We start from the raw sequence: 26752 nt of genomic DNA on the forward strand, positions 1-26752 counted from the left end.
AGAAAATTGTCAAAATTAATCAATCGACATTTGCCAAGCTTGTTACAAAAATGTACATCTTTTGTCCGGGAAGAATTTTTTTATCTCCATTTATCGTATAAAATTAGGAAACCATCATGTCCTACATAGAAGACATGATGGTAAATATAATACGTTATCGTTTTGAATAGCTCTTAATTAATCATTACTTGTTTTTTGCCATAACAAAGCTACGGAACGTATGCATTCTATTGATTTGCATCTTGTATTAGCGGCACAGAAAGGCTATGTCAATGGACATTTCAACGATCACGCATTTTCATTTTTCGCATTGGGAATCGGTAAATGGATCCTAGATAGATAACTAATGCGAGCCAGATGAAACTAAAGGCAATAAGATGCTCCCTGGTAAATGTTTCATGATAGATAAATACGCCAATCAACAACATTAAGGTTGGTGCGATATACTGAAGGATACCGACCATTGCTAATGGTATCCGTTTAGCACCACTGGCAAACAATAGCAGTGGAATAGCGGTCATTGCACCAGCACCGATTAAAAGGAGATTTTTCATAGAGGTAATATCCTGCACAGAAAAGGAATTCTCCGGTATAAGAAATAGATATATAAGCGCAATAGGTGTAATAATCAACGTTTCAATGGTTAGCCCATACATGGCAGGAATATCAACCATTTTCTTAAATAAACCATATAATGCAAAACTAACGGCCAAGAATAAGGATACCCAAGGAAAGACACCATAGCTCACGGTCAGGTATAAAACGCCTACTCCCGCTAAGATAACAGATACGGTTTGACTTTTAGTTAGCTTTTCCTTTAGTACGATAATCGCTAGTAAAATACTAACCAATGGATTAATATAGTATCCTAGACTTGCTTGTAGCATATGGTCACTATTAACGGCCCAAATATAGACGAGCCAGTTCAAGCTAATGACAACAGAAGCTAAGGTAATACTAATGAGTTTTTTCTTATCTTTTACTATCCGTTTCCATTCTGTCCCAAGCCCCTGCCATTTTCGCATAGAAAGAACAACAACTATCATAAAAACAAAGGACCAAACAATCCGGTGTGCCAAAATTTCCCCTGCTGGCACCTCCTCAATTAACTTCCAATAAATCGGAAGAAGTCCCCAAACTACATATGCAAACACTGCATATAGCATGCCAATTTTATCAGATTTCTGCTCCATGTTAACCCTTCTTTTCTTCAAATAATTACTAATGTTAGAACTGATTTTATAAAAAGGCAATTAAAAGGCTTAGGGGAAACAAAAGAAAACGCTTTCATAATTTAGGGTAATAGAATATGATAGTAGTAGATTCCGTATTAAGTTAAAGTTGAGGAGGAGAAGTATGACACGTTCGTATAAACATATGGAAACGTCTGTTATTCATGAGGGCTATGATACAAAAGAGATGTTAGGAAGCCTTACGCCACCATTATTTCAAACCTCGACCTACACATTTGAATCGGCAGAGCAAGGGGAAAGACGCTTTGCGGGTGAAGAGGATGGGTACATTTATTCTCGACTAGGAAATCCAACCGTAACCATATTAGAAGAAAGAATTGCTGCGCTTGAAAACGGGGAGCGAGGACTGGCATTTAGCTCAGGAATGGCCGCGATATCGGCTGTTTTAATTGCCTTAACGAAGGCAAATGATCATGTCCTTTGTTCTTCTGGACTGTATGGATGTACATTTGGATTATTAACGATGATGAAAGAAAAATATAATATTACACATGATTTTTCCAGCATGGGGACAGAGGAGGCGATTCGTTCTAAGATTAAGCCTGAAACAGTCTGTATCTATGTGGAGACACCTATTAATCCGACAATGAGGCTGATTGACTTAGAGATGGTAGCAAGAGTTGCAAAAGAAAATGACATAGTAGTTGTTGTAGACAATACGTTTGCATCACCTTATTTACAAAATCCATTAGATTTAGGCTGTGATATTGTGCTTCATAGCGCAACGAAATATATAGGAGGGCACGGAGATGTCATTGCAGGTCTAGCAGTAGGAAAGAAGGATTTATTAGATGAGATCGCAATGACTACGTTAAAGGATATCGGTGGTGTTATAGCACCATTTGATGCGTGGTTATTGTTAAGGGGGTTAAAAACATTACCTGTTCGGATGGAACGTCATTGTACGAATGCTGAGGAAATAGTGAAGCGTTTAAAGGCGCACCCTAATGTTTCAACCGTGTATTATCCAAATGATGAGTCTCACCCAGATTATCCTATTATGAAAAAACAGATGAGGCGTGGCGGGGGAGTCATTTCATTTTCATTAAAAGGGACAAAGAAAGATGCGCAAGCCTTTCTAAACCATCTATCTTTCTTAAAGATTGCCGTTTCCCTTGGCGATACCGAAACATTAATTGAGCATCCCGCAACGATGACCCATGCCGTTGTACCAGAAGAATCTAGAGAAAAGATGGGAATTACCGATCAATTAATACGCTTGTCAGTTGGATTAGAAGCCTGGCAGGACATCTGGGCGGATTTGGAGCAAGCACTTAACCAAATCAAGATTAACTCGGACGCTTACTCCAAGGCTTAAGGGTCCCGATGACAGTTTCTCGATAATCGTGCTTAATCACTTTGATGACACCACTTGCGATCTCCTCATGTGTGAGCCATCTGGAATTTCTATTTTCTAATACGAAGCCTAAATAAACACGTCTGTATTCACAATTATCAGGTACAGTCGTGTTTTCTTTTACAAAGAAAGAAGAGCTTCCTTGTACGTGAATTAATTTCCAAGGTTTCTTTCTCTCCTTTACTACCTTTAAAATCGTTGGTAATGCATGGGGAGCGGAATTATGAATCCAGCTAACGATTAGATCGGGATACCCACCTTTTAGTTGGATCGCTTCTTGTATCTTTTTTTGAAGTGCAGCTTCATCATGGTAATCAACTGAGATGGAATAAAGCTTATGGGGAAAGAGGCATCTTCCTTGCATAGCTTGAAACTTATTTTTATTTCGATGCACGACATACACATCATAACCTTCTTCTGCGAGAAAGTGACAAACTCTCTCTAACATTCCTGTTCCACCGATAACAATAGCAAATGAATTTTTAGTCATGCTTTTATCCCCCTTCTGTTATATTATTATATAATGAATGGTTCTGTATAAACGAACATACAAGAAGTATGCTATAGTTACTTATGTTCATTAGTTTGGTGAATCGGATTAATTTTATTTAGATAGAGGGGTAATTGGTATGGAATTCATGCCATATTTATTATTTGCGATTATATTGTTTAACATTGCACTAGGAATATCAATTGTATTCCTAGAGCGTAAAGATGCTACGGCCACATGGGCATGGCTCATGGTATTGCTTTTCATACCAATTGCTGGGTTCTTCTTGTACTTGATTTTTGGTAGACGATTAAGCGGAAAGCGTATCTTCACATGGGATGCAAAATCTAAGCTTGGTGTGAAGAAGACGGTTCAGTCCCAGCTAAGAGCGATTGAAAATAATCAATTTGTTTTTAATGAATTAGAAGAGTATAAGGACTTGTACTATTTACATTTACGAAATGATGATGCGATATTAACTCAAAATAATGCCATCGACATATTTGTGGATGGAAAAGAGAAGTTCAAGTCATTACTTGATGATATGGAACGCGCAAAAGACCATATTCATCTATTATATTACATTATTCGTCATGATGAATTAGGTTTACAAATTGCCAATATGCTTCTCAAAAAGGCGAAAGAAGGCGTAGAAGTTAGGGTGCTATATGATGCTCTTGGTACTCGTTCTTTAAGACCAAAATATATGAAAGTTCTCAGAAAAGCTGGGGTACAATTAGAGGCATTTTTCCCATCATTGATTCCGAAAATTAATTTCAAGCTCAATTATCGCAATCACAGAAAGCTAGCTATTATTGATGGGAAAGTAGGTTACATCGGTGGATTTAATATTGGCGATGAGTATTTGGGCAAGAGTAAGAAGTTTGGTTATTGGCGTGACACGCATCTTAGAATTATCGGTGATGCAGTTCAAAGTATGCAGACTCGTTTTATTCTAGACTGGAACCAGGCTTCGAAGCAGGATATTCATTATGATAAACGATACTATGCTTCTGTACCAAAGGGTAAAGCAGGTGTTCAAATTGTTTCCAGTGGTCCAGATTCGAACTGGGAGCAGATCAAAAATGGTTATATAAAAATGATTTTGTCCGCTAAAGAATACGTCTATATACAGACTCCTTACTTTATCCCGGATGAGAGCTTAAGAGATGCGATTCGAATAGCAGCCTTATCTGGTGTTAAAGTGAAAATTATGATTCCGAATAAGCCAGACCACCCATTTGTATATTGGGCAACGCTTTCCTATGTAGGAGACATGTTACAAGCAGGTGCAGAGGTTTATATTTATCAAAAAGGCTTTCTACATTCAAAAACAATTGTGGTAGATGGTAAAATTGCTTCTGTTGGAACGGCGAATATTGACGTGAGAAGCTTCCGTTTGAATTTCGAAGTGAATGCTTTTCTGTATGACCGTACCCTTGCAGCAAAGCTAGTCGAAGCCTTTCATGAGGATGTAGGGAACTCCACACAAATGACGAGTAAACTCTACAACAAACGTTCGTTTGGAATACGAATAAAAGAATCGGTATCAAGATTACTCTCACCAATACTATAGGAGAAGTAATCGTACGATTATGATTTGCTTATTAAACGTAAAAAGGTGGCTAGAATCAGCAAGGGGTCCTATCTGGTTTCCTATTATCGTTCGCAAGGGTCTGACTGAGGACGTTTTACCGCTTATTTAATAGAAAAGGGTTCTCTTATATTCGTTAACTAACTTTTGGAGTGATGTTCAATTGGAAAAAAAACCATGTTCAAGTTCATTAGCAGTTAAAACATCTCATGTATTACCACCAGATACCAATTATCACGGCACATTATTCGGTGGTACGTTAATGGCTCATATTGATGATGTCGCAGCAATTGCAGCGGTTCGCCATTGCCGTAAAGCGGTAGTTACAGCTTCTACGGACTCTGTTGACTTTTTAGAGCCTGTAAAGCAAGGTAACTCTATTTGTGTGGAAGCATTTGTCACTTGGACACGTAATACATCGATGGAAGTATTCGTAAAAGCAGTAACAGAAGACCTGCTTACAGGGAAGCGTAAAGTATGTGCAACGGCCTTTTTAACCTTTGTAGCGGTGGATGAAAATCTACGCCCTGTTCCCGTACCAGAGGTTTACCCAGAGACTGAATCAGAGAAGCTGTTACATGAAGGTGCACCTTTACGTGCAGAGCGCCGTAAAGAGCGAAGAAAGTATTCCAGAGAATTCGCCGACAAGTTTGGAACATCATATCCGTGGAATAATTAGACATCTTACAGTAAAATTATAAGATGTGTGTTTCTAGGCAAATAGGAAAGTGTAATAATCTTTCCTGCATAGCATTAGAAAAGGAGCCTATTTTTATAGGGCTTCTTTCTTTATTGTGAGGGAAATTCTCATAATTGGTTATCCTAAGCATATGAATGTAGCTAAGACAGAAGAGAAAGGGGTTACATGATGACGTTTATTGAAAATTTAGTTGGTGAAGCTAATGATATTTTATGGTCATATGTACTTATTATTGTATTAATTGGATTAGGCTTGTATTTTACAATACGAACGAAACTTGTTCAATTCATTAACATTCCAGAAATGTTCCGGGTTATCTTTGACAAGCGAAGTATTAATGCCTCGGGTAAGAAAGGTACGTCTTCATTCCAGGCATTTGCAATTAGTGCAGCATCTAGAGTTGGAACCGGTAACCTCGCTGGGGTAGCATCAGCTGTTGCCATTGGTGGCCCTGGTGCAATATTTTGGATGTGGGTAATTGCCTTATTAGGAGCGGCATCGGGCTTTGTAGAAAGTACGTTAGCTCAAGTATATAAGGTTCCAGAAAAGAGCCAATATCGTGGTGGACCTGCTTACTATATGGAAAAAGGCCTCAAAAGCCGTTGGTTAGGGATCATATTTGCGATTACGATAACATTTACATATGGGCTCGTATTCAACTCTGTGCAATCGAATACGATTAGCCTTGCGTTTGATGATCAGTTTCATATTTCAGGATCTACAATGGCAATTATATTATTAGTCCTAGTAGCATTAGTTATTTTTGGCGGTTTAAAAAGTATAGCGAATGTGTCGCAAGTAATCGTTCCAGTTATGGCTACCATCTATTTACTGATTGCCTTTTATGTTGTGCTAATCAATATTGGTGCAATCCCTGAAATCATATCACTTATATTTGCTAATGCATTTGGTTTACGAGAGGTTGCTGGTGGTGGATTTGGTGCAGCAATCATGATGGGAATTAAACGTGGATTATTCTCGAATGAGGCAGGTATGGGGAGTGCACCTAATGCTGCCGCGACAGCAGAAGTGTCTCACCCGGTAAAACAAGGATTAATCCAAGCATTAGGAGTATTCTTTGATACGTTATTAATTTGTACAGCAACAGGATTTATCATTATAACTGCAGGTAATTATGCTGGCAGTGATTTAGATGGAATCCAATTAACACAGAACGCCTTTACGCAGCATGTTGGTGATTGGTCAGGAATCTTTATTGCGATTGCGATATTCCTCTTTGCTTATAGCTCTATATTAGGGAATTACTATTATGGTGAAAGTAATATTGGCTATATTAAAGATAGCCCAGGATGGTTATTTGTGTATCGTCTGGCAGTATTAGCAATGGTTGCTTTTGGTGCATTAGCGAGCTTTGACTTTGTTTGGGCACTAGCAGATTTAACGATGGCGATTATGGCATTAATCAACCTGTATGCAATCACGAAGCTCTATAAAATTGTGCATGTTGTATTACGGGATTACCGTGAGCAGCGTCGTGCAGGGAAGGATCCTGTATTTAATCGCGAAATATTGGATGATCCAAGTGGAGTTGAATTTTGGGAACCTGGACAGGTGAAAGGAAAAGAATAGCGTAATAGGATAGACATTCGTCATGAGGCGGATGTCTATTTTTTTGCTTAATAATTGGGAAATTACTCCTAAACAATATATTGCAATAGCTAATGAAAGCGTTTAAAATAAAGAAAAGTAAGAAAATTGTAAATGGGGTATGGTAATGAAATCAGTCCATCCATTATATATAGTAATTGTCCATAATCAAGGAGGTTAGGTAATATACCTAGCCTCCTTTTACTTTGTTCACTTTAACTTAGTAACGTGATGCTATAAAGGGGTGTCGTAATGATTGTATTAACAGGAAAATCCTTAACGTTAGATGATGTTGGCAGGATTGTTTTCCAAAATGAACAAGTCGTTTTATGTGATCGTCAACGAGAGAAACTAAAACAGAATCGCGAAATCGTAGAGGAAATGCTCCAGGATAAAAAAGTGATGTATGGAATCAATACGGGCTTTGGCAAGTTAAGTGACCATCGAATTAGTGATGAAGACTTAGAAGCACTGCAACTAAACTTAATTCACTCCCATGCTTGTGGTGTAGGCGAACCCTTCGATGAAAAAATTAGTAAAACAATGGTACTACTTCGAGCAAATGCACTTGCCCAAGGATATTCTGGTGTTCGGGTTGAACTAGTTCAATCATTAATAAATCTAGTCAATGCTAACATTTGTCCGGTCATTCCCCAGCAGGGCTCTCTTGGTGCAAGTGGTGACTTGGCTCCATTATCCCATCTTGCTCTAGTAGTGATGGGTGAGGGAGAAGTGTTTTATCAAGGAAAGCGGATGCCAAGCATGGACGCATTACAAGGTAATGGGCTAACACCTTTAATCTTAAAAGCAAAAGAAGGTTTAGCATTAATTAATGGAACCCAGGCGATGACCGCAACCGGGGTTGTGGCGTATTTAGAGATGGAAAAGTTGTTACATCAAGGTGAGTTAACAGCTTGCATGACAATGGAAGGGTTACGTGGCATTAGAGAAGCATTGGATGCAGATTTGCACCGTGTAAGAGGACATCAAGAGCAAATAGATGTAGCAAAACGAATGCGACATAGTTTACAGGATAGCAAGCTAATAAGTTCACAAGGGGAATTTCGAGTACAGGATGCCTATTCATTACGGTGTATCCCACAGGTTCTCGGAGCCTCTTGGCAAACACTTCACTATGCCAAAGAAAAATTAACTACAGAGATGAATGCAGTAACAGATAATCCATTAATTTTCTCAGAGGATTGGAAGGTTATATCTGGTGGTAATTTTCATGGTCAACCTATTGCCTTTACGATGGATTTTTTAAAGCTTGGCATTGCGGAACTAGCTAATATTGCCGAGCGAAGAATTGAACGCCTTGTAAATCCTCAGCTAAATGATTTACCGGCATTCCTAAGTCCGAATCCAGGGTTAGAATCGGGAGCGATGATTATGCAATATAGTGCAGCGGCGCTCGTTTCGGAAAATAAAACCTTGGCCCATCCTGCTAGTGTCGATTCGATTCCTTCTTCAGCTAATCAAGAGGATCATGTCAGTATGGGAACGATTGCTGCAAGGCATGCACTAGCCATGTTGCAAAATACAAGAAGGGTAATTGCAATTGAACTCATTTGTGCGATGCAGGCGGTGGAATATCGAGGCGTTGAAAAAATGGCCACGAGTACGAGAGAGTTCTACAACAAAGCTCGAAAGGTAGTTGCAAGTATTCGAAAGGATCGCGTGTTTTCAACAGATATAGAAAGGCTAACAGCTTGGCTGAAGGAATCAGATGCAAGTCAGGTTATGAATCAAATTGGAGAGGTGGAAAATGTATGAAAAGAAAAGAGGTACGTGCTAAAAAGGGGTTGGAATTAGCGTGTAAAGGTTGGGAGCAGGAAGCAGCTCTGAGAATGCTGTATAACAACTTAGATCCGGAGGTGGCAGAGAATCCACAAGAGCTTGTTGTGTATGGAGGTATTGGGAAAGCAGCACGAAATTGGGATGCATTTGATGTGATTGTACGCACCTTACGAACTTTGGAAAACGATGAAACAATGCTGATTCAATCTGGTAAGCCTGTTGGAGTCTTTAAAACTCATAAACACGCGCCAAGAGTGTTACTGTCTAATTCGGTATTAGTACCGAAATGGGCTAACTGGGAGCACTTTCATGAACTCGATCAGAAAGGACTAATGATGTATGGGCAAATGACAGCGGGAAGCTGGATCTATATCGGAACGCAAGGGATATTACAAGGAACGTATGAGACATTCTCTGCAGTTGCGAAAAAGCACTTTGGTGGGACTTTAAAAGGGACCATTACATTAACTGCTGGTCTTGGTGGAATGGGTGGAGCGCAACCTTTAGCGGTAACCATGAACGAAGGAATTGTCATAGCAGTTGAAGTAGATAGAGACCGTATTGAAAAACGCTTAAAGACGAAATATTGCGATGTGATGACAGATAGTATCGATGAAGCCATCCGATGGGCTAAGGAAGCCAAAGCACAGGGAAAGGCATTATCCATTGCATTACTTGGCAATGCAGCAGAGGTTCATCAAGCTCTCTTACAGCAGGATATTAAGATCGATATCGTGACAGATCAAACTTCCGCACATGACCCGTTAAATGGTTATATTCCGATAGGTTACTCGGTCGAAGAAGCGGTAGCACTCCGTAAAGCGGACCCTGACAAGTATATGGCACTAGCAAAGCAAAGTATGGCGAAACATGTTGATACGATGTTGACCTATCTGGAACAAGGTTCGATAGTATTTGATTATGGGAACAATATTCGACAAGTTGCCAAGGATGAGGGGGTTGAAAAAGCATTTAGCTTTCCTGGCTTTGTACCAGCTTATATTCGACCATTGTTCTGTGAAGGGAAAGGTCCATTCCGTTGGGCTGCGTTATCTGGTGATCCAGAGGATATTTATCGTACGGATGCATTAATTAAAGAGCTATTTCCAGAAAATAAACCCCTTATTCGCTGGATTGATATAGCAAAGGAAAAAGTTGCTTTTCAAGGTCTACCATCTCGAATCTGTTGGTTAGGCTATGGGGAACGGGTAAAAATGGGGTTAGCAATCAATGAGTTAGTTCGTAACGGAGAGTTGAAGGCACCAATCGTCATTGGTCGTGATCATTTAGACTGTGGATCTGTTGCTTCACCAAATCGTGAAACAGAAGGAATGAAAGATGGCAGTGATGCAATTGGGGACTGGGCAGTATTAAATGCATTGATTAATACAGCTGCTGGTGGTTCTTGGATTTCTTTCCACCATGGGGGAGGAGTTGGAATGGGCTACTCACTACATGCTGGAATGGTCGCTGTAGCAGATGGTACAGACTTAGCGAAGGAAAGATTGGAAAGGGTTTTAACAACAGACCCAGGGATGGGGATCATTCGCCATGCTGATGCTGGATACGAAAAAGCGCAGGAATTTGCAGATAAACATCATATCACAATACCGATGAGGGGGTAATTTAGGTGCAAGTTGATTTACTTATTACAAATATTGGCGAGCTTTTACCGATGGATAAAAAAGGCCCAGTAAAAGGTACCGATATGAACGCATTAACGATATGGCATGATGCAGCAATCGGAATTAGGGATGGGGTAGTAGTTTGGATAGGATCCTCGGAAGAAGCTACTATACTAGAAACCACTCAAACAATTAATGCAAATGGTAGATTAGTAACACCTGGGCTTGTAGAGCCACACACCCATTTAGTGTTTGGCGGTTCTCGTGAAAAGGAACTAGCTCTGAAGCAACAAGGCGTGCCATATCTAGATATTTTAAAACAAGGTGGTGGAATATTATCTACCGTAAGGGCAACACAAGAAGCCTCATATGAAAGTCTTCTAGAGAAGGCGTTATTCCATTTGGATCGAATGGCTACATATGGGATTACTACTTTGGAAGCAAAAAGTGGCTATGGTCTGGATCGTGATACGGAACTGAAACAGCTACGCGTTGTTAAAGCATTAAATGAGCAGCATCCGTTAGATATTGTTTCTACGTTTCTAGGTGCCCATGCCATTCCGGTCCATTACAAGGGTGACCCGGAGGCATTTCTTCTTGAGATGAGTGAGATGTTTGATGAAATCAAACAAGAAAACCTTGCAGAATTTGTAGATATTTTTACTGAAACAGGTGTCTTCACTGTTCCCCAGTCAAGGCGTTATTTAAAGAAGGCGAAGGAAAAGGGATTTGGCTTAAAGATCCATGCCGATGAAATTGACCCATTAGGTGGAACAGAGCTGGCGGTAGAACTTGGCGCTATTAGTGGTGATCATCTTGCTGTAACGTCTTATGAAGGAATAGAAAAATTGGCAAATTCGAATACGATTGGTGTTATTTTACCGGGTACTAGCTTTTATCTAGGGAAGGATGATTATGCTAGAGCACGTGAGATGATTGATGCCGGAGCAGCCATTGCCATCTCAACAGACTTTAACCCGGGAAGCTCTGTTACAGAAAATCTACAATTAATCATGTCAATCGCTGCTCTTAAGTTAAAATTATCACCCGAAGAGATATGGCATGCTGTAACGGTTAATGCTGCCCATGCAATTGGCAGAGGAGATGTTGCAGGCTCTATTACAGTTGGAAGAAAGGCGGATATTGTTGTTTGGGATGCACCGAACTATCTCTATATCCCATATCATTATGGTGTCAATCATACGAATACAGTGATTAAAAACGGCAAGGTAATTTATGAAAGGCAGGGGCTACGATGATAGAATTTCGTTATCTGAAGCCAGCTGGCCAAGCTATATTTAAAGATCGATATACGAAAAAGGCAAAGGAGTTATTAACAACCTGGACTAAAGGGAAAACTATTTCTTATGGGATTGTTGGGCTACCATTATCCAAGGCATCTATTAGTCATTCAGGGGCAGCATTTGCTCCTACTGCGATACGGGAAGCGCTGCAGAGTTATACCGTATATTCCGGTGAACAAACGTTTGATTTACACGAGGAAATAGTAGACTTCGGTGATATTGAGATGCATCCAACTGATATTAACGATAGTCAGAAAAGGATTCGTATAGGGCTTTCCGATATATTTAAACAGGAGGATGTAAAGAACTGGTTTCTACTTGGTGGGGATCATTCGGTAAGTTATTCCGCTATTAAGGCTTTTAGAGAACAATATGGGGAAGTTGGTGTCATTCAATTCGATGCCCACCATGATTTACGTAATACAGAGGATGGTGGACCGACAAATGGGACCCCGTTTAGAAGATTACTAGAGGATAAAGTTATTTCAGGGGAAAACCTAGTGCAAATTGGAATCCGAGACTTCACCAATGCTAAAGCCTATCATACGTATGCAATGGATCATGGGGTAACTGTCTATACTATGAAACAAGTACGAGATCAAAGCCTCTCCAATATACTCACGAATGAAATTATAACATTAGCGAAACGAGTGGATGCTATTTATTTATCAGTGGATATGGATGTATTGGATCAAGCCTTTGCACCAGGCTGTCCAGCAATTGGCCCCGGAGGAATGGACAGTGTAACACTGTTACAAGGTATTTATGACGCTGCTCAACATGATTTAGTAAAAGCACTGGATATAGTAGAAATCGACCCTACCCTTGATTTTCGAAATATGACAAGTAGAGTAGCTGCCTATGTATTATTGGAGTTTATGAAGGGGAAAAGTATCGGGAATAAAAGTGTCTACATTACTTAATATCATTTAACTGTATAGCCTACCTGTAACAAATACTAATAAATGAAACCCGAATAAGTTCTTGCAATAGAATTCATTCGGGTTTTCATATAGTATATTTCCCTCTAGTTAACTTCTTCTTCTGCAATCCAATCATTAGCCCAATTTTGAATATCTTGAATAACAGGGCGTAATGACTCACCCTTTTTGGATAGTGAGTATTCAATACGAACAGGAAACTCAGAATATATATGACGTATTACAATGCCCTCTTTTTCAAGCATTTTAAGTCTATCAGAAAGCAATCTTCCACTTATCGGTAAATTCGATTCCATTTCGGAAAAACGTTTTGGTCCATCTAATAATTCGAAAAGAATTAATCCAACCCAACGTTTGCTTATAATCTGCATAGCTTTTTCGAAGCGTGGACATAATTCACTCATAGGATCACCTCACTCTTATGGAATCGAAACAATTCATTAGCTTACAAAAAGTAACTAAATAAATTGTATCACAACCTTTTCAACGTGTAAAATTCGTTTTCTTATACATGCAGATACTATCTTTGTCTCTACTAACTTCCAGAAAAATCCTACCCGAATATAAACTCATGTAGTTGGCTATTTTCTTAATTTGTGAAATAATAGCATTATCTCAATAATTACTAATTGGAGGTTATTACATGGTATCACAACAAATACAAGAAAAATACGCAGAGTTAGCATTACGTACTGGCGTTAATTTACAAAAAGGACAAGCCTTAATGATTAATGCGCCACTTGAAGGGGTAGACTTCACTAAATTGGTTGTCCGTAAAGCATATGAACTAGGCGCAAAAGATGTACATATTAACTGGGTAGACGATGAACTAACCTTATTGAAATTTGAAAATGCACCAGATGAAGTAATCGCGGATTATCCGGAGTGGAAAGTGAAGCTCCATGATTCATTTGCAGAAGACGGTGCGGCGGTGTTAAACATCCGTTCGACTAATCCAGATTTGCTCAAAGATGTTGATCCAACCCGTGTAGCAAAGGCAAATAAAGCTGCTGCACAAGCAATGTCTAATTTCCGTAAATATACCATGAATGATAAGATTACATGGACAATTATCTCGATACCTACAGGGGATTGGGCACAAAAAATCTTCCCTGATAAATCAAAAGAAGATGCAATAGAAAGTCTATGGGAAGCTATTGTGAAAATCGTGCGTGTGGATCAAGAAGACCCAATCGCAGCATGGGATGCACATAATGAAACATTAAAAACAGCTCGAGAAATTTTAAATGAGAAGAATTACAAGAAGCTTATTTTCAAAGCACCGGGTACTAACCTAGAAATGGAGCTTCCTGAAGGGCATATTTGGAAAGGTGGATCCGCGGTTTCTGAAAAAGGAATTACGTTCAATCCGAACATGCCTACAGAAGAAGTATTCTCCATGCCGCATAAATATGGTGTTAATGGAACTATTTCTAGTACAATGCCTTTAAACTATGGTGGAAGTTTAATTGATAACTTTACATTGACTTTCAAAGATGGTAAAGTAGTTGATTTTAAAGCAGAGCAAGGGGAAGATACCCTGAAACATTTATTAGATACAGACGAAGGTGCAAGCCGATTAGGGGAAATTGCATTAGTACCGCATGAATCACCTGTATCACAATCTGGATTACTTTTCTATAACACATTATTTGATGAAAATGCATCCTGTCATGTCGCTTTAGGTAAAGCTTATCCAACGAATATTGAAGGTGGATCAGCTATGTCTGAAGAAGAACTGGATAAGCATGGTGTTAACGATAGTTTGACACATGTTGACTTTATGTTTGGCTCTAAAGAGTTAGATATCGATGGCGTTAAATTCGATGGTACAACGGAGCCAGTATTCCGTGGTGGTACTTGGGCATTAGATATGAAAGGTAACTAAATAGCTTATCAAACTGTTACACGAGGTGTAGCAGTTTTTTTTTGTTGTTTTATAATGATTGAGTGAATTTTTGTAAAATTGAAACCTTTATGTGTGATATTCGTATGAAAAGGAGGTCGTAAATTCTTCGTATAAAAGGGGTCAATAAGATGAAGCAATATAAACGATATATGATGATGTTGTTAATCATTGTAGTCGTAGTGGTAACGATCATATTTTTCTTCCCTGTTAATGGTAGTAAAAAGGTGGTTAATGTAACGGGTCTATTTACCGGAATGGAATTCTTACATGCTGATCATACATATAGTTGGGATTCAACCTGACATATTCGTGGAAAGAACCATAAATAAATGAAGCATACCTTTCTAAAGCAAGTGAGTTCATTAAAAAGGAGACGAACAAATGGATATTTTAAATCAGAACAGTATGGCCTGGGATAAGAAAGTGGAGGATGGCGTTACCTATACAATGCCAGTGAGTAAAGAGATTATAGAAAAAAGTAAGAATGGAGAAGTTGAAATCTATTTAACGACAACTAAAAGGGTACCACGCCATTGGTTCCCTGAGTCACTGCATGGATTAAAGGTTTTATGCTTAGCTTCTGGTGGTGGACAACAGGGACCGGTTTTAGCGGCAGCTGGGGCTGACGTAACTGTAGTCGATTTATCAGAGAAACAGCTAGAACAGGATAGAAAAGTGGCAAAGCGTGACGGGCTTAAGCTAACTACCATACAAGGGAGCATGTTAGATCTCCACTTTTTGGCGGATGAGACGTTTGATATGATTGTACATCCTGTTTCGAATGTGTTTGTCGATGATATTTTACCGGTTTGGCAGGAAGCCTATCGAGTGTTGAAGAATAACGGCGTTCTAATCGCTGGAATTACCAATCCTTTGCTTTATATTTTCGATGAAGAGGAGGAAGACAAGGGGAATCTAGTAGTCCGTCACAAAATTCCATACTCTGATTTGGAGGTTTTATCAGATGAAAAACTCGCAGAATATCGTGCAACTAAACGTGCACTAGAATTTGGTCATACATTAGAAGATCAAATTCAAGGACAGATAGATGCTGGATTTGTCATCACAGGCTTTTATGAAGACGACTTTGGTGGTCGAAGAATGCTAGATAATTATATTAAGACCTTTATTGCAACGAGGGCCGTTAAGATAAAAGAATTTTAGCGAAGTAGGACAAAATGTTGTCTATTTTAAACTGGATGAGCGAATACAAGTAATCCCGTATCACCATTTTACGTGATACGGGATAATTGATTTTAGGCTATATTCTACATAGCCATTATGTTAACTTTTACGAAAAGTATCCATAAAGGCTTGGAAAATTTCAGTACCTTGGTAAGACAATAACATTACCGCAGTAAATGAAAAGATTCCCATCATAATGAAACGTGCGACCATCATCGCTTTCACCCTCCTTTGAAAATAACTTAGCTGATTTTCAAAGAAGTAGAGATTAAATAATTAGATTGATAAAAAATAGGACATAATACTGTTCGTCTTTTAACGAATTGAACAAGTCGATTAAACGAGAATACAAAGATAAAGGTTACTACTAGGATAGTCCCCAGGAACAGGAACGTAATCTTTAGTTTTCCATCCCCAGTTACTGGGAAAAAATTATCTAAAGTAGAAGATGTTGGGGTATCGTATTCTTGGACTAGAATCGGGTTCTCGTGTTTAAAAACTGCATGAGCATAATAAAATTGACCCATTACGGTTAACAGGACGAACAGGGCAATATACCTTTTCACAGAACCACCCCTTTAAAGTAATTTCTATATTATACATCTAATCGTTGAAAATTAGAAGTGGGTTGTTCGTTAGATGAAAGAAAATGGATTAGAAAATAATTTGAAAATTCATTGTTTTATGGAAGGTTATAGTATATAATACAAGTAACTTAAAGCGGAAGGGGTGAGGTCGATGTTTGCTAAATTCAATAAGTTTGGTCTTTCTTCGTCCTTACCTCTTAATGATAAGTAATAGTTTGCCCTTAGGACGGAAAAGATTTGAGGGGCTTTTCACAAGGAAATGGAAAAGAATCAAGGAGAGCCATATTTTAAGTTGGTTCTCCTTTTCATTTTCGTAATTCCCTATAAGCTTGTTGAATATTGTTGTCAATATTCTATGGAAGGGAAGTATTTTTATGATGAAACTTAGCAGTATGATGAAAGTTGTCGAAACCGTGGACAGTGAATGGAGAAGTCCATTGGCAGAGGAAATCTTAACAAGATGGCATTATGATGAAGGAACGGTATATTTTTTACGGGCCAGTGCAAATTTCATTTTTATATTCCAAAGAGAAGGTAAGCCATATTTTTTAAGGTTCAATGATTCCTCAGAAAGAGATATTAAAGTAATTGAGGCAGAACTGAAAATTGTTGCATATTTAAAGGAACACACATTAAACGTTGTTCAGCCAATGTTATCTAGAAATGAAAAGTATATTGAAGTTGTCGAAACAAAATGGGGAACCTTTCATTGCGTTGTGTTTGAAGGACTTAAAGGACAGCATTACGAACTAGAAGAATTGACGGATGTCCAGATTTATAAATGGGGCCAAGCATTAGGTGAGCTTCATGCTACTTTGAAAAATATGCCTGATCACCTGCTGGAAAATCGTCCAAGTTGGAGAGATCGATTTCAAGTCGCAGAGGAGGTTATTCCTGCAAGTGAACTATCAGCCCATCAAGAGCTAGAACGATTACAAAGTTGGGCAGAGAGGTTACCATTGGCGAAAGAAAATGTTGGTCTCATTCATTATGACTTTGAATTGGATAATATTCTTTTTGATAATGAAAAGATGAATATGCTCGATTTCGATGACAGTACGAGTCATTGGTTTATCGCAGATATTATTTATGCCCTTAGGGATGTAGGGGAATTTGATAGTAATTCTCCTATTATAAGAGAATTTATTCGTGGATATAAAAGTAAGACAGAATTAGATGAAAACATTCTGAAGGAAGCGGATAAATTTGAAAGAATGCACCACATAAACAGTTTTGCCATACTGATTAGATCCGTGGACATTATAGAATCACAAGGTTATCCAGAGTGGCTCTTGAATCTAAGGAATAAATTAGCAGGCTATATCGAGGATTACAGACAATCTTTTGAAGCGATTGAAGTAAATATCGATAAGGATTAGTAATAGGAGGAGTTAATATTTATCAGAAGTATTAACTCCTTTGAAAATAATAATGGCTTTTTCGAAATCCATTTAAATAGGGGTGTAGATTAATTTCTTTAAAAATCCGTTATAAAGGAAGTGGAAAGATGAGACAAGTAATAGCTCTTGGAGGTGGAGGATTTTCGATGGAGCCAGATAATCCTTTGCTAGATTTATATATCCTTCATCAGTCAGGTAAAACAACCCCTAAAATTTGTTTTATTCCCACAGCTAGTGGGGATTCAGATAATTATATAGCAAGGTTTTATAGCTTCTTTGAAAAGCAAAACTGTAAAGCCTCTCACCTTTCCCTATTTAAACCGCAAACCAGAGATTTGCAAAGTTATTTACTAGAAAAAGATATCATTTATGTTGGGGGAGGAAACACCAAGAATATGCTTGTATTATGGAAAGAATGGGGAATTGATACTATATTACAAACGGCTTGGGAGCAAGGTATAGTTTTAGCTGGTGTCAGTGCAGGTTCTATTTGCTGGTTTGAAGAAGGGGTGACCGATTCCTATGGTGGTAAACTGGAACAAATAAATTGTTTAGGTTTCCTTAGTGGAAGTAATTGCCCACATTATGATGGAGAAACAAATCGTAGACCTTCATACCAACAGCTTGTAGGCAAAGGGGAAATGAAAGCTGGTATTGCTACGGATGATGGTGTAGCGCTTCATTTTATCAATCAAGAATTAAGAGAAATTGTAAGTTCAAGACCTAATGCAAAGGCTTATAATGTTTATCTGGATAAGACAGTGAAAGAGCTTGAATTGGATGTAAGATATTTAGGACAAGCTGATTAAGAATTATAAAGGAGAAAGTATTGCAATGAGATGCGATGATGTTATACAAGCGATTCAAAAATTATCGTTAGAAAATATACCGAAAAACCATATTTCAAAAATTGGTGAAGGTGCTTGGCATGATGTATATAAAGTAGAAAGGGCACTAGCAGCAGATATTGTATTAAGAATCAAAAAGAAGGAAGCATATGGGGCCGTACAAGATTATGAAGAGAATGCATTGATTTCTGAATACGAATCTACGAAAATTTACTATCAGAATGCTAATGCGTGTTGTGATGGGATTTGTCCATCGTTTTTTGATTACTTTTTAGACGAATCTATCGTATTTACAGTCGAATCTTATATGGGAAAAGGAGTGCCACTTCAAAGATTACGTCATCATGATGCTTTTTCAGTAGGGGAAAAGTTAGGAGATTTCTTTCGGTCGATGCACAGTAAAACTACGGGTTTAGAGGGATTTGGTGCGTTGCAGTGGAATGGGGAAAAACTGGAAGGTAAAGTACAACAGGATGTCAATCAAATTTGGCAAGATGATAACGACCAGTATATAAGTGTATTGGAGAAGCTGACTAGAGCAGATTTACAATTCGATCAGATCAATGTTGTGGATAAGGTGATAGACATCATTAAAGACCGTCGTAATCATCAGCAGAAGATAGCATTAGTAAATCAAGATATAACACCAGAAAATATGATAGTACATTCAGACAATGTTTCGATAATTGACCCATTTCCAAGGTTAGATTTCGACTTGAAATATGCAGGTTATGTTGTTTTTTGTTATAAATTTCTTCTTCCAGCTTATTCGACTGCCCCGAGGTATCGGAGTAGTGGATATCTGCAAAACGCAAGTACAATGAGATATATTGGAGACGGTTTTATAAAGGGATACACAAGCGGTGATACTTGGTTGATTCGGTCGATAAAGTATGAATATATTTTATGGGTTTTATTAGAGACGTATGAGCACTACGAAATCTTGAATGGGAACGATTTAAACTATAAAATACGCCAACAAATGGGGGATAAGGACATGATTAACAATAGGTTAAGCATATGTTTAGACGAACTAGAAAAATCTTGCTTAGCTTTATAATAGGAACCTTCTCAATATAAATATAAGCACTATTGGCTGAACATGATCTAGGGTGTTAAAGAAGATGCAATGAAAAGGATGTAGTGGAAAACCGAGTGGCGTACAATCTCCTTATGAAAAAGGACGCCCCCTATGATACTTCTATGTCTGCTAGTAGCACTACTGAATGACCATCCCTGGTACAGGTCTATAAAGCTCGTTCAGTAGTAGTTTGATTGCTAATAACCGTACATATTATGTGGAGCGATGGTGTCTAGCCATTCGATTTTCCTTTTGATTGAAACGGTTTTTGTCTTATCCTTAAAAGATGTTTACATAAGTCCATTCTTTACCAAAGCAGCCTTTATTTTTGTATAATCATAGCCATCAGGCAATGCTTCTTTTAAAGGTTTGAGTTTTGGCTCTTCGATTTCTTCTCTTTTTGCTAGAATTGTTGCTTCTTCTTCTGCATTGAAAAATATATTCCAAGCAATCGGATAGCCTTCTTGAAAGGCCTTAAATAAATGGTTTTCAACGGTCATCGTTGTCATTTCACGAATCGTTGCGATATCTTTAATAGATTTTCCAGATTGGAATAGTTTGTAGCTAACTAAATGACTTGGGCCTTCTTCTTCTTTTTTCTTTGGTTTAGGTGAAGGAGAAGCACCAGAAATCTTCACTCTAGTTTTCGCTTCGGGATGGTGAATACGCCACTTTTGAATGACTGACAAGAAGGCATCACCATATTGTTCATACTTTTTCTCACCAATACCTTTAATTTCAAGCATATCTTCCTTTGTATCTGGGAAATACCTGCTCAGCTCTTTTAACGTAGCATCAGAAAATAGCACATAAGGTGGGACATTGAGCTCGTCTGCCATCTCTTTTCTGAGAGCACGTAGCTCCTCGAATAAGTCCTTGTAATAATCATCTTCTTCACCAGTAGGGATTGGCGCAGTATACATCTCCACGGTTCTTTGGCCTTTTAATACTTCCACTGAATGTTGGTTTAGTTTTAAAGTTGGAAATTTCCCCTGTTCAGTTGATAGTAACTGCTCTGCTACTAGGAAGTGAATTCGTTCCGTAATTTCTTTCTCTGTATAAGCGGATAATAATCCATAAGTGGATAATGACTGTAATCTAAATTCGCGAAGCTTTTTGTCATTAGATCCTTTTAATACCTTTGCAGTCATACTAACCCCAAAACGTTCACCCATTCGTTTTACACAGGAGAGAATCATTTGTGCCTCCTCTGTTATATCAGTCTTTTCTAGTTTTTCTACACAGTTACTGCATCTGCCGCAGTTTTTATGTGGGGATTTGTCTTTGAAATAACCCAATATATAACTGCTTAGACAAACTTGGGTGTGGCAGTAGTTGACCATTGCTTGAAGTTTTGTATATTCATTTTGCTTCGCAGCATCATCCATTAAGGAACGCTCAATTAAGAATTTTTGCAGTTGGATATCTTGCGGTGAAAAGAGCAAGATACAGTCGCTTGCTTCACCATCTCTACCAGCTCTGCCGGCCTCTTGATAATAGGATTCAATATTCATTGGCATCGAATAATGGATAACGTAGCGAACATTGGATTTATCAATCCCCATTCCAAAAGCATTAGTGGCAATCATAATCGGTTTTTCGTCATGAATAAAGGCAGCTTGTGCTTGCTTCCTAGCATGTTCTGACATACCTGCGTGATATTTTGCTACTTCTATTCCACGGCTTGAAAGCTGATCATACAGTGTGTCTGCTTGCTTCCGTGTCGCAGTGTAGATGATGCCAGACTCATCTTGATGTTCTTCTAAGAAGGCACGAATATAGCTTGTACGGTCCTTTCCTTTGACGATATGAAAGGCTAAATTATCACGGGCAAATCCAGTGTTAATTACGTTCTGATTGTCTATATGTAATAGTTCCTGAATATCAGAAATTACTTCCTCCGTTGCCGTTGCTGTTAGTGCCATGTAAACAGGGATATTCCTGATTTGTTTTAAGGTAGGAACGATTGAGCGATAGCTTGGACGGAAATCATGTCCCCACTGGGAGATACAATGGGCTTCATCAAACGCAACAAGTGAAATTTTTATCCTTCTAATGACATGGATAAAACCATTGGATTCGAACCGTTCTGGTGCAACATATATAAATTTATACCGTCCATCGGCAATTTCATTCATACGGCTTTCCTGTTCTTCCGTTGATAATGAACTGTTAATAAAGGTTGCGGGAATACCTAGCGCTAGGAGAGAATCTACTTGATCTTTCATTAGTGAAATTAACGGGGAGATGATAATAGCTGTACCGTCAAGCGCTAGGCCAGGGACTTGATAACAAATTGACTTACCACCACCAGTTGGCATAACAGCAAGCGTGTTCGTCGTATTGGTTACTCGCTCGATTACTTCCCCTTGACCAGGTCTAAAGGATTCATAACCAAAATATGTTTTGAGAATCTTTTCTTGCTCTAGTATCATATTTTTCCTCCTCATCATCATTTATCCTAACATAAATTGATAAGGTAATCGAATTGGTAAATACTAATTCTAGTAGGTTATTATTACGAATAAGTGATGTTTTCATAACTGAAAAGGAGAAAAGTTACATATGTGTTACGTTGGAGTCTGGTATTATGAATAAATTATTTTCTCGAAGAGTTCTGCATTCTATTTCTCTAATTCAAAATAATATATAATAGTTTACTTTTATTTATAGGGAATATAGAATGACCTTATATTTTAAAATAGGGGGCATCGAATGGTACCATCATTATTATTTGAAGTTATGTTAATCTTCTTTCTAGGTATTGGCTCGCAATGGGTGGCATGGCGTTTTCGGATGCCAGCAATTGTAGTCATGGCCGTTACGGGACTTCTCATTGGCCCGGTATTTGGTTTTATAAATCCGGAAGAAGATTTTGGTAGTCTTTATAGTCCGATCATATCTGTTGCTGTTGCCATCATTCTATTTGAAGGTAGTTTAAATTTAAGCTTTAAAGAGTTACGGGGATTAGGGAAACCAGTTTTTAGAATATCCACTGTCGGGGCCTTTATTGCGTGGATTCTTGGATCGTTAACAGCACATTATATAGCCGGTTTATCCTGGGCTGTTGCCTTTGTAATTGGTGGTTTATTCATTGTTACGGGACCAACCGTTATAATGCCTCTGCTTCGTCAAGCAAAATTAAAACCGAGACCAGCGAAGATTTTGAAATGGGAAGGAATTATTGTTGATCCAATTGGGGCATTACTCGCTGTTTTTGCTTTCGAGATAATTGTTTATCTAACTGCGAATGACCCGGATGGAACAGCGTTAATTATGTTCTTTGCGGCTTCTATGTTTGCTGCGGTTTTCGGTTGGCTTTGCGGACGGGCAATTGGCTTTATATTTGAAAGAGGGCATATACCAGAGTTCTTAAAATCGCCAGCCGTGTTCACAGTTGTCATTCTTTGTTTCACCGTAGCTGATGAAATTATGCATGAAACAGGATTATTATCTGTAACGGCAATGGGAATCACGCTTGCGAATATGGGGATTTCCTCGGTTGCTGATATGCGTCACTTTAAGGAAAATATTTCGATTTTATTAATCTCAGCAATCTTTATCATGCTAACAGCATCCTTGCAAATCGATACGATTTTGGAAATTTTTAGTCCAAATATCATTGGGTATGTTCTATTAATGATGTTCTTAGTTCGACCGTTATCTATTTTTCTTTCCACATTCCGAACAGGACTGACATTTAATGAAAAATTACTAGTCGGATGGATTGCCCCAAGGGGGATTGTTGCCTTAACCGTATCTAGTTATTTCGCTACGATATTGTTAGATGCTGGTTATGAGGATGCGGAAATTCTAACGACCTTAACATTTGGTCTGGTATTCTTTACGGTTATCGCCCATGGCTTTTCGATTGGCTGGCTTGCGAAGCGATTAAATCTTTCTATGGAAGGTAGACCAGGAACATTAATTGTAGGAAGTAATAAGTTTACCGTAGAACTTGCCAAGTCGCTGGCAAAAGTGAATGTACCTATTATTATTGTAGATCGTTCCTGGCAGAAATTGAAGCTTGCTCGTGAAGCGGGAGTACCTTTTTATCATGAGGAATTCCTATCCGAGCAGACAGAACACCATTTAGACACCATTCCATATGAGTATTTAATTGCTGCTACGGATAGTAATTCATATAATGCGTTAGTTTGTACAACGTTTATGCCGGAATATGGCCGTACGAATGTCTTTAAGGTAAGCCCATATGATAAAGTCTCTAAATCAACGGAAATTGTCTCTAAAGTTGGTGGTAGGATTTTATTCAAACACGAAGTCAATTTAGAGGATTTAATAGAAAAAGTAGATAGTGGCTTTGTATTCCGTCAAACGATGATTACGGAGCAATACTCTTATAAGCAATACCTAGATGAAAAGGATGAGGAGACAGTATTCCTCTATATCATCAAACCATCAGGAAAAATTAATTATTACTCTGAGGAAATGCGCACCGTACCAAGTGCTGGAGACATCATTGTTAGTCTAATGCCACCAAATAAAGAAAAAGCAAAGATCCAAGCTAGATTGACTAATGAAGGATAAGATATAGTTTTTTTTGTCTAGCTTAAGTGGTAGCATTTATCAAATAAAGCACTGTAGATATCACAATTTACAGTGCTTTTATATAAGCTTTATTCAAATGCTTCTAGTTTTTTATAAACCTCGGCAATTTCCTCTTCAATACGTACAAGTTGCTCCTGAGCAGAAGAAGCTCTGCCACGAACATACACTAATTTATCTAAATCGCTTTGAATTCGAACATAATCCGATTTAAGCTCATCTAATTTATCGTAAAGCTCTTTTTTTGTCATCATCATTCACCCCTTATGTTAAGTTTATCGTGTAGACCTTTACAAAACAATAAATTGATGTAAAATAAATTAAATTATCATATAAAGGGGTGTAATGCATGAAAGTACGATTAGAGTCTTCCATCAAGCGTTATCTAGAACGTGTAGAGGACTTGTTGCTAAATCAGGAAGTACTCAATAACTTAATGTTAGGCTTATTAGAAAGAGGAAAAGAAACAATCGGCGTATTCTCGGACGGTATTCGATTAGGATTAGTGGAAGAAGATGGAGAACCTATTTATGCTTTTATGCAAACTCCTCCAAATAAATGGATTCTTCCCAGTGTAGATGGTCCAACTGAACAAGTAATTCCAGCTATCGTTCACTATCTATACCGACATAAATATCCTGTTCCAGGTGTTCTTGGTCGAAGTGAGCAAGCGAATCAATTTGTAAGCCTCTGGAAGGAACTATCTGGGAAAAAAGCAACAATACATATGAAACAACTAATCTATCAATTGGACGAAGTGAAGGTCACACCAAATCCAGAAGGAAAACTTATTCTAGCGACTGACGCACATTTGTCTATCGTAAGAGAATGGCTATACCAATTTGGTGGACAAGCCAATGTGCCCATTTCTAAATCACGAGCAGATAGCATGGCGAGAACCTATATCCAAAATCAGTCCCTTTACCTTTGGAGAGTAAACGGGGAGGTTGTATCGATGGCAAATAACTCGCGAAAAACCAAAAACGGTGCAACGATTAATGCTGTCTTCACTCCGGATCAATATAAGCGAAAAGGCCATGCAACCAGCGTAGTAGCAGCGCTATCCCAAAAACTGCTAGATGATGGGTATACATTTTGTAGCTTGTATACCGATTTAGCTAATCCTACATCAAACAGTATTTACCGAAAAATCGGCTATTACGACATCGGGGAGTCCGTGGAGTACCATTTTGAATAATGGTTTGTGGAGTGGATTGAGGCAATCAAATATGCAATCATACGATAAAAAACAGCGACATAGCCCGTCGCTGTTTTTCTATAACAATGCATCCTCTTTATTTTTCCTAGTATCCTGGTAAGTTTCATAGAAATGCATGATGATAACCTTAACGACTGCATAGAATGGAACAGCTACTAGAATACCAATAAAGCCAGCAATACTACCTGCTGCTAGAATAATTGTAATAATCGTTAAGGGGTGAATTCGTAAGACATGCCCCATGATATTCGGTGAGATAAAGTTGCCTTCTATTTGTTGTGCGATGATCATAATCAACGAAATCCAAACGATATTCATTGGATCTTCGAATGCCCCAACAATCAATGCCGGTAAAACCGCTATAAATGGTCCTACAAACGGAACAACACACATAACCATTCCGAATAGTGCAAGCGATAAAGCGTAATTTAAGTCAATAATTAAATAACCAATAAATAGCATTACCCCAATACTTAGACTGATTAGCAATTGTCCTTGGATGTAAGCTGATAAGGTGTGGTCAATCTTTCGTAACAAATTACGTAGGTTGTTTGCCTTTTTGTCGGCAAAAATTTTCGTCACAAATGGTACGAATTTTTCCCCATCCTTTAACATGAAAAATAGGAAGAATGGGACTAAGACTAGGACGAAGACAAACCCAATTAACTGGCTAATAAAACTGAATAAGAAAGTCATAAAGCCTTCAATATATGTTTGCATATTATCAATGAAATTATCCATGGTTTCATATACTTCTATTGGAATGATACTTTGGTTTGCTTGAACGTAGCGAATAACATCTTCTGCACCCTTCATCATGATCGGGATATTGTCAACGAATCTAGCGTATTGATCCTGTGCAATCGGGATAATGAAAATCGTGAAAAAATAAACGACTGCAATCAGTATGATAAATACTAATAGAATAGAAAGAATTCTTGGTACCTTGTATCGAATGAGGAGTTTCATAATTGGTCTAGTTAAATAGTAGAGTAATCCAGCTGCAATTAGTGGAAATCCTACTGCCCCAATATACTTTAGGACAGGATCAAAGATGAACCGGGTTAAATACACAAGATAGATTAATAGAAATACTAGAATCAAACCAACAAGAGTCTGAAACCAACGTTTATTAAACATATTCATCACACTTTCTACCTGTATAGGGTAATCATATAATAATTCGAACTTTTTCGCATTAGGAAATTACATCTTCTTATCTATCATTCTTTCCTAATAATAACAGAAATAAACGAAAAAAAGAGCAATTAGATTATTACTAGAT

At 38.2% G+C, this 26752-nt stretch carries 23 protein-coding genes; 16 read left to right on the top strand and 7 right to left on the bottom strand.

Annotated features, from left to right (window positions below; all coding sequences use genetic code 11):
- Window positions 1-281 precede the first annotated feature (281 nt).
- Window positions 282-1193, bottom strand: a complete 912-nt coding sequence (rarD, locus tag KGF86_RS02965) for an EamA family transporter RarD (RefSeq protein WP_186868255.1) — start codon at window positions 1191-1193, stop codon at window positions 282-284.
- A 163-nt stretch (window positions 1194-1356) separates the two neighbouring features.
- Here rarD and megL point away from each other — a divergent pair, with 163 nt between their 5' ends.
- Window positions 1357-2571, top strand: a complete 1215-nt coding sequence (gene megL, locus KGF86_RS02970; protein WP_186868256.1) for a methionine gamma-lyase — start codon at window positions 1357-1359, stop codon at window positions 2569-2571.
- Here the strand turns inward: megL and KGF86_RS02975 are convergent.
- Window positions 2543-3100: a Rossmann-fold NAD(P)-binding domain-containing protein gene (locus tag KGF86_RS02975; protein WP_186868257.1), complete on the bottom strand. Its 558-nt coding sequence runs from the start codon at window positions 3098-3100 to the stop codon at window positions 2543-2545. The genes megL and KGF86_RS02975 overlap by 29 nt on opposite strands.
- A gap of 139 nt (window positions 3101-3239) precedes the next feature.
- Here KGF86_RS02975 and cls point away from each other — a divergent pair, with 139 nt between their 5' ends.
- From cls to hutG, 7 genes are all read left to right on the top strand, one after another.
- The gene (cls, locus tag KGF86_RS02980; protein ID WP_186868258.1) at window positions 3240-4676 is read left to right on the top strand and encodes a cardiolipin synthase; all 1437 of its coding nucleotides are present in this window, start codon (window positions 3240-3242) and stop codon (window positions 4674-4676) included.
- Window positions 4677-4857: 181 nt separating this feature from the next.
- Window positions 4858-5373, top strand: a complete 516-nt coding sequence (locus KGF86_RS02985; protein ID WP_186868259.1) for an acyl-CoA thioesterase — start codon at window positions 4858-4860, stop codon at window positions 5371-5373.
- A gap of 189 nt (window positions 5374-5562) precedes the next feature.
- Window positions 5563-6984, top strand: coding sequence for an alanine/glycine:cation symporter family protein (locus tag KGF86_RS02990; RefSeq protein ID WP_186868260.1), 1422 nt, complete (start codon window positions 5563-5565; stop codon window positions 6982-6984).
- A 270-nt stretch (window positions 6985-7254) separates the two neighbouring features.
- On the top strand, window positions 7255-8778 hold the full coding sequence (gene hutH / locus KGF86_RS02995) for a histidine ammonia-lyase (protein ID WP_186868261.1): 1524 nt from the start codon (window positions 7255-7257) through the stop codon (window positions 8776-8778).
- Window positions 8775-10427, top strand: a complete 1653-nt coding sequence (gene hutU / locus KGF86_RS03000; RefSeq protein WP_186868262.1) for a urocanate hydratase — start codon at window positions 8775-8777, stop codon at window positions 10425-10427. The genes hutH and hutU overlap by 4 nt, the downstream gene beginning before the upstream one ends.
- A gap of 50 nt (window positions 10428-10477) precedes the next feature.
- Window positions 10478-11686 carry an imidazolonepropionase gene (hutI, locus tag KGF86_RS03005; RefSeq protein WP_211741208.1) on the top strand — a complete coding sequence of 403 codons (1209 nt, stop codon included), beginning with the start codon at window positions 10478-10480 and terminating at the stop codon, window positions 11684-11686.
- Window positions 11683-12654 carry a formimidoylglutamase gene (hutG, locus tag KGF86_RS03010; RefSeq protein ID WP_186868263.1) on the top strand — a complete coding sequence of 324 codons (972 nt, stop codon included), beginning with the start codon at window positions 11683-11685 and terminating at the stop codon, window positions 12652-12654. The genes hutI and hutG overlap by 4 nt, the downstream gene beginning before the upstream one ends.
- A 104-nt stretch (window positions 12655-12758) precedes the next feature.
- Here hutG and KGF86_RS03015 read toward each other — a convergent pair whose 3' ends face one another.
- Window positions 12759-13076 carry a winged helix-turn-helix transcriptional regulator gene (locus tag KGF86_RS03015; protein ID WP_186868264.1) on the bottom strand — a complete coding sequence of 106 codons (318 nt, stop codon included), beginning with the start codon at window positions 13074-13076 and terminating at the stop codon, window positions 12759-12761.
- A gap of 239 nt (window positions 13077-13315) precedes the next feature.
- On the opposite strand from KGF86_RS03015, the gene KGF86_RS03020 reads away from it, so the two are divergent.
- The 3 genes from KGF86_RS03020 (at window position 13316) to KGF86_RS03030 (ending at window position 15745) form a co-directional block, all read left to right on the top strand.
- Entirely contained in the window at window positions 13316-14560 is a 1245-nt protein-coding gene (locus KGF86_RS03020; RefSeq protein ID WP_186868265.1) for an aminopeptidase, read from the top strand.
- A 149-nt stretch (window positions 14561-14709) separates the two neighbouring features.
- The gene (locus KGF86_RS03025; RefSeq protein WP_186868266.1) at window positions 14710-14883 is read left to right on the top strand and encodes a hypothetical protein; all 174 of its coding nucleotides are present in this window, start codon (window positions 14710-14712) and stop codon (window positions 14881-14883) included.
- A gap of 79 nt (window positions 14884-14962) precedes the next feature.
- Window positions 14963-15745 carry a class I SAM-dependent methyltransferase gene (locus KGF86_RS03030; RefSeq protein ID WP_211741112.1) on the top strand — a complete coding sequence of 261 codons (783 nt, stop codon included), beginning with the start codon at window positions 14963-14965 and terminating at the stop codon, window positions 15743-15745.
- Window positions 15746-16008: 263 nt separating this feature from the next.
- On the opposite strand, the gene KGF86_RS03035 is transcribed toward KGF86_RS03030, so the two are convergent.
- Window positions 16009-16332: a hypothetical protein gene (locus KGF86_RS03035; RefSeq protein ID WP_186868268.1), complete on the bottom strand. Its 324-nt coding sequence runs from the start codon at window positions 16330-16332 to the stop codon at window positions 16009-16011.
- Between the two features lie 395 nt (window positions 16333-16727).
- On the opposite strand from KGF86_RS03035, the gene KGF86_RS03040 reads away from it, so the two are divergent.
- From KGF86_RS03040 to KGF86_RS03050, 3 genes are all read left to right on the top strand, one after another.
- A complete protein-coding gene (locus tag KGF86_RS03040) occupies window positions 16728-17732 on the top strand; it encodes a phosphotransferase enzyme family protein (protein WP_186868269.1) in 1005 nt (334 codons plus the stop codon).
- A gap of 128 nt (window positions 17733-17860) precedes the next feature.
- Window positions 17861-18562, top strand: coding sequence for a Type 1 glutamine amidotransferase-like domain-containing protein (locus tag KGF86_RS03045; protein ID WP_186868270.1), 702 nt, complete (start codon window positions 17861-17863; stop codon window positions 18560-18562).
- 25 nt (window positions 18563-18587) lie between these two features.
- Window positions 18588-19661: an aminoglycoside phosphotransferase family protein gene (locus KGF86_RS03050; RefSeq protein WP_211741113.1), complete on the top strand. Its 1074-nt coding sequence runs from the start codon at window positions 18588-18590 to the stop codon at window positions 19659-19661.
- 311 nt (window positions 19662-19972) lie between these two features.
- Here the strand turns inward: KGF86_RS03050 and recQ are convergent, their stop codons facing one another.
- Entirely contained in the window at window positions 19973-22117 is a 2145-nt protein-coding gene (gene recQ, locus KGF86_RS03055) for a DNA helicase RecQ (protein WP_211741114.1), read from the bottom strand.
- A 280-nt stretch (window positions 22118-22397) separates the two neighbouring features.
- On the opposite strand from recQ, the gene KGF86_RS03060 reads away from it, so the two are divergent.
- Complete coding sequence (locus KGF86_RS03060; protein WP_186868273.1) at window positions 22398-24230, top strand: cation:proton antiporter; 1833 nt, start codon at window positions 22398-22400, stop codon at window positions 24228-24230.
- A gap of 89 nt (window positions 24231-24319) precedes the next feature.
- Here the strand turns inward: KGF86_RS03060 and KGF86_RS03065 are convergent, their stop codons facing one another.
- A complete protein-coding gene (locus tag KGF86_RS03065; RefSeq protein WP_425516467.1) occupies window positions 24320-24502 on the bottom strand; it encodes an SE1832 family protein in 183 nt (60 codons plus the stop codon).
- Between the two features lie 95 nt (window positions 24503-24597).
- On the opposite strand from KGF86_RS03065, the gene KGF86_RS03070 reads away from it, so the two are divergent.
- Window positions 24598-25446, top strand: a complete 849-nt coding sequence (locus KGF86_RS03070) for a GNAT family N-acetyltransferase (RefSeq protein WP_186868274.1) — start codon at window positions 24598-24600, stop codon at window positions 25444-25446.
- A 78-nt stretch (window positions 25447-25524) separates the two neighbouring features.
- Here KGF86_RS03070 and KGF86_RS03075 read toward each other — a convergent pair whose 3' ends face one another.
- Window positions 25525-26613, bottom strand: coding sequence for an AI-2E family transporter (locus tag KGF86_RS03075; protein WP_343221410.1), 1089 nt, complete (start codon window positions 26611-26613; stop codon window positions 25525-25527).
- Window positions 26614-26752: the final 139 nt, after the last annotated feature.

This window comes from Ornithinibacillus massiliensis (genome assembly GCF_018310345.1).
Taxonomy (GTDB): domain Bacteria; phylum Bacillota; class Bacilli; order Bacillales; family Amphibacillaceae; genus Ornithinibacillus; species Ornithinibacillus massiliensis.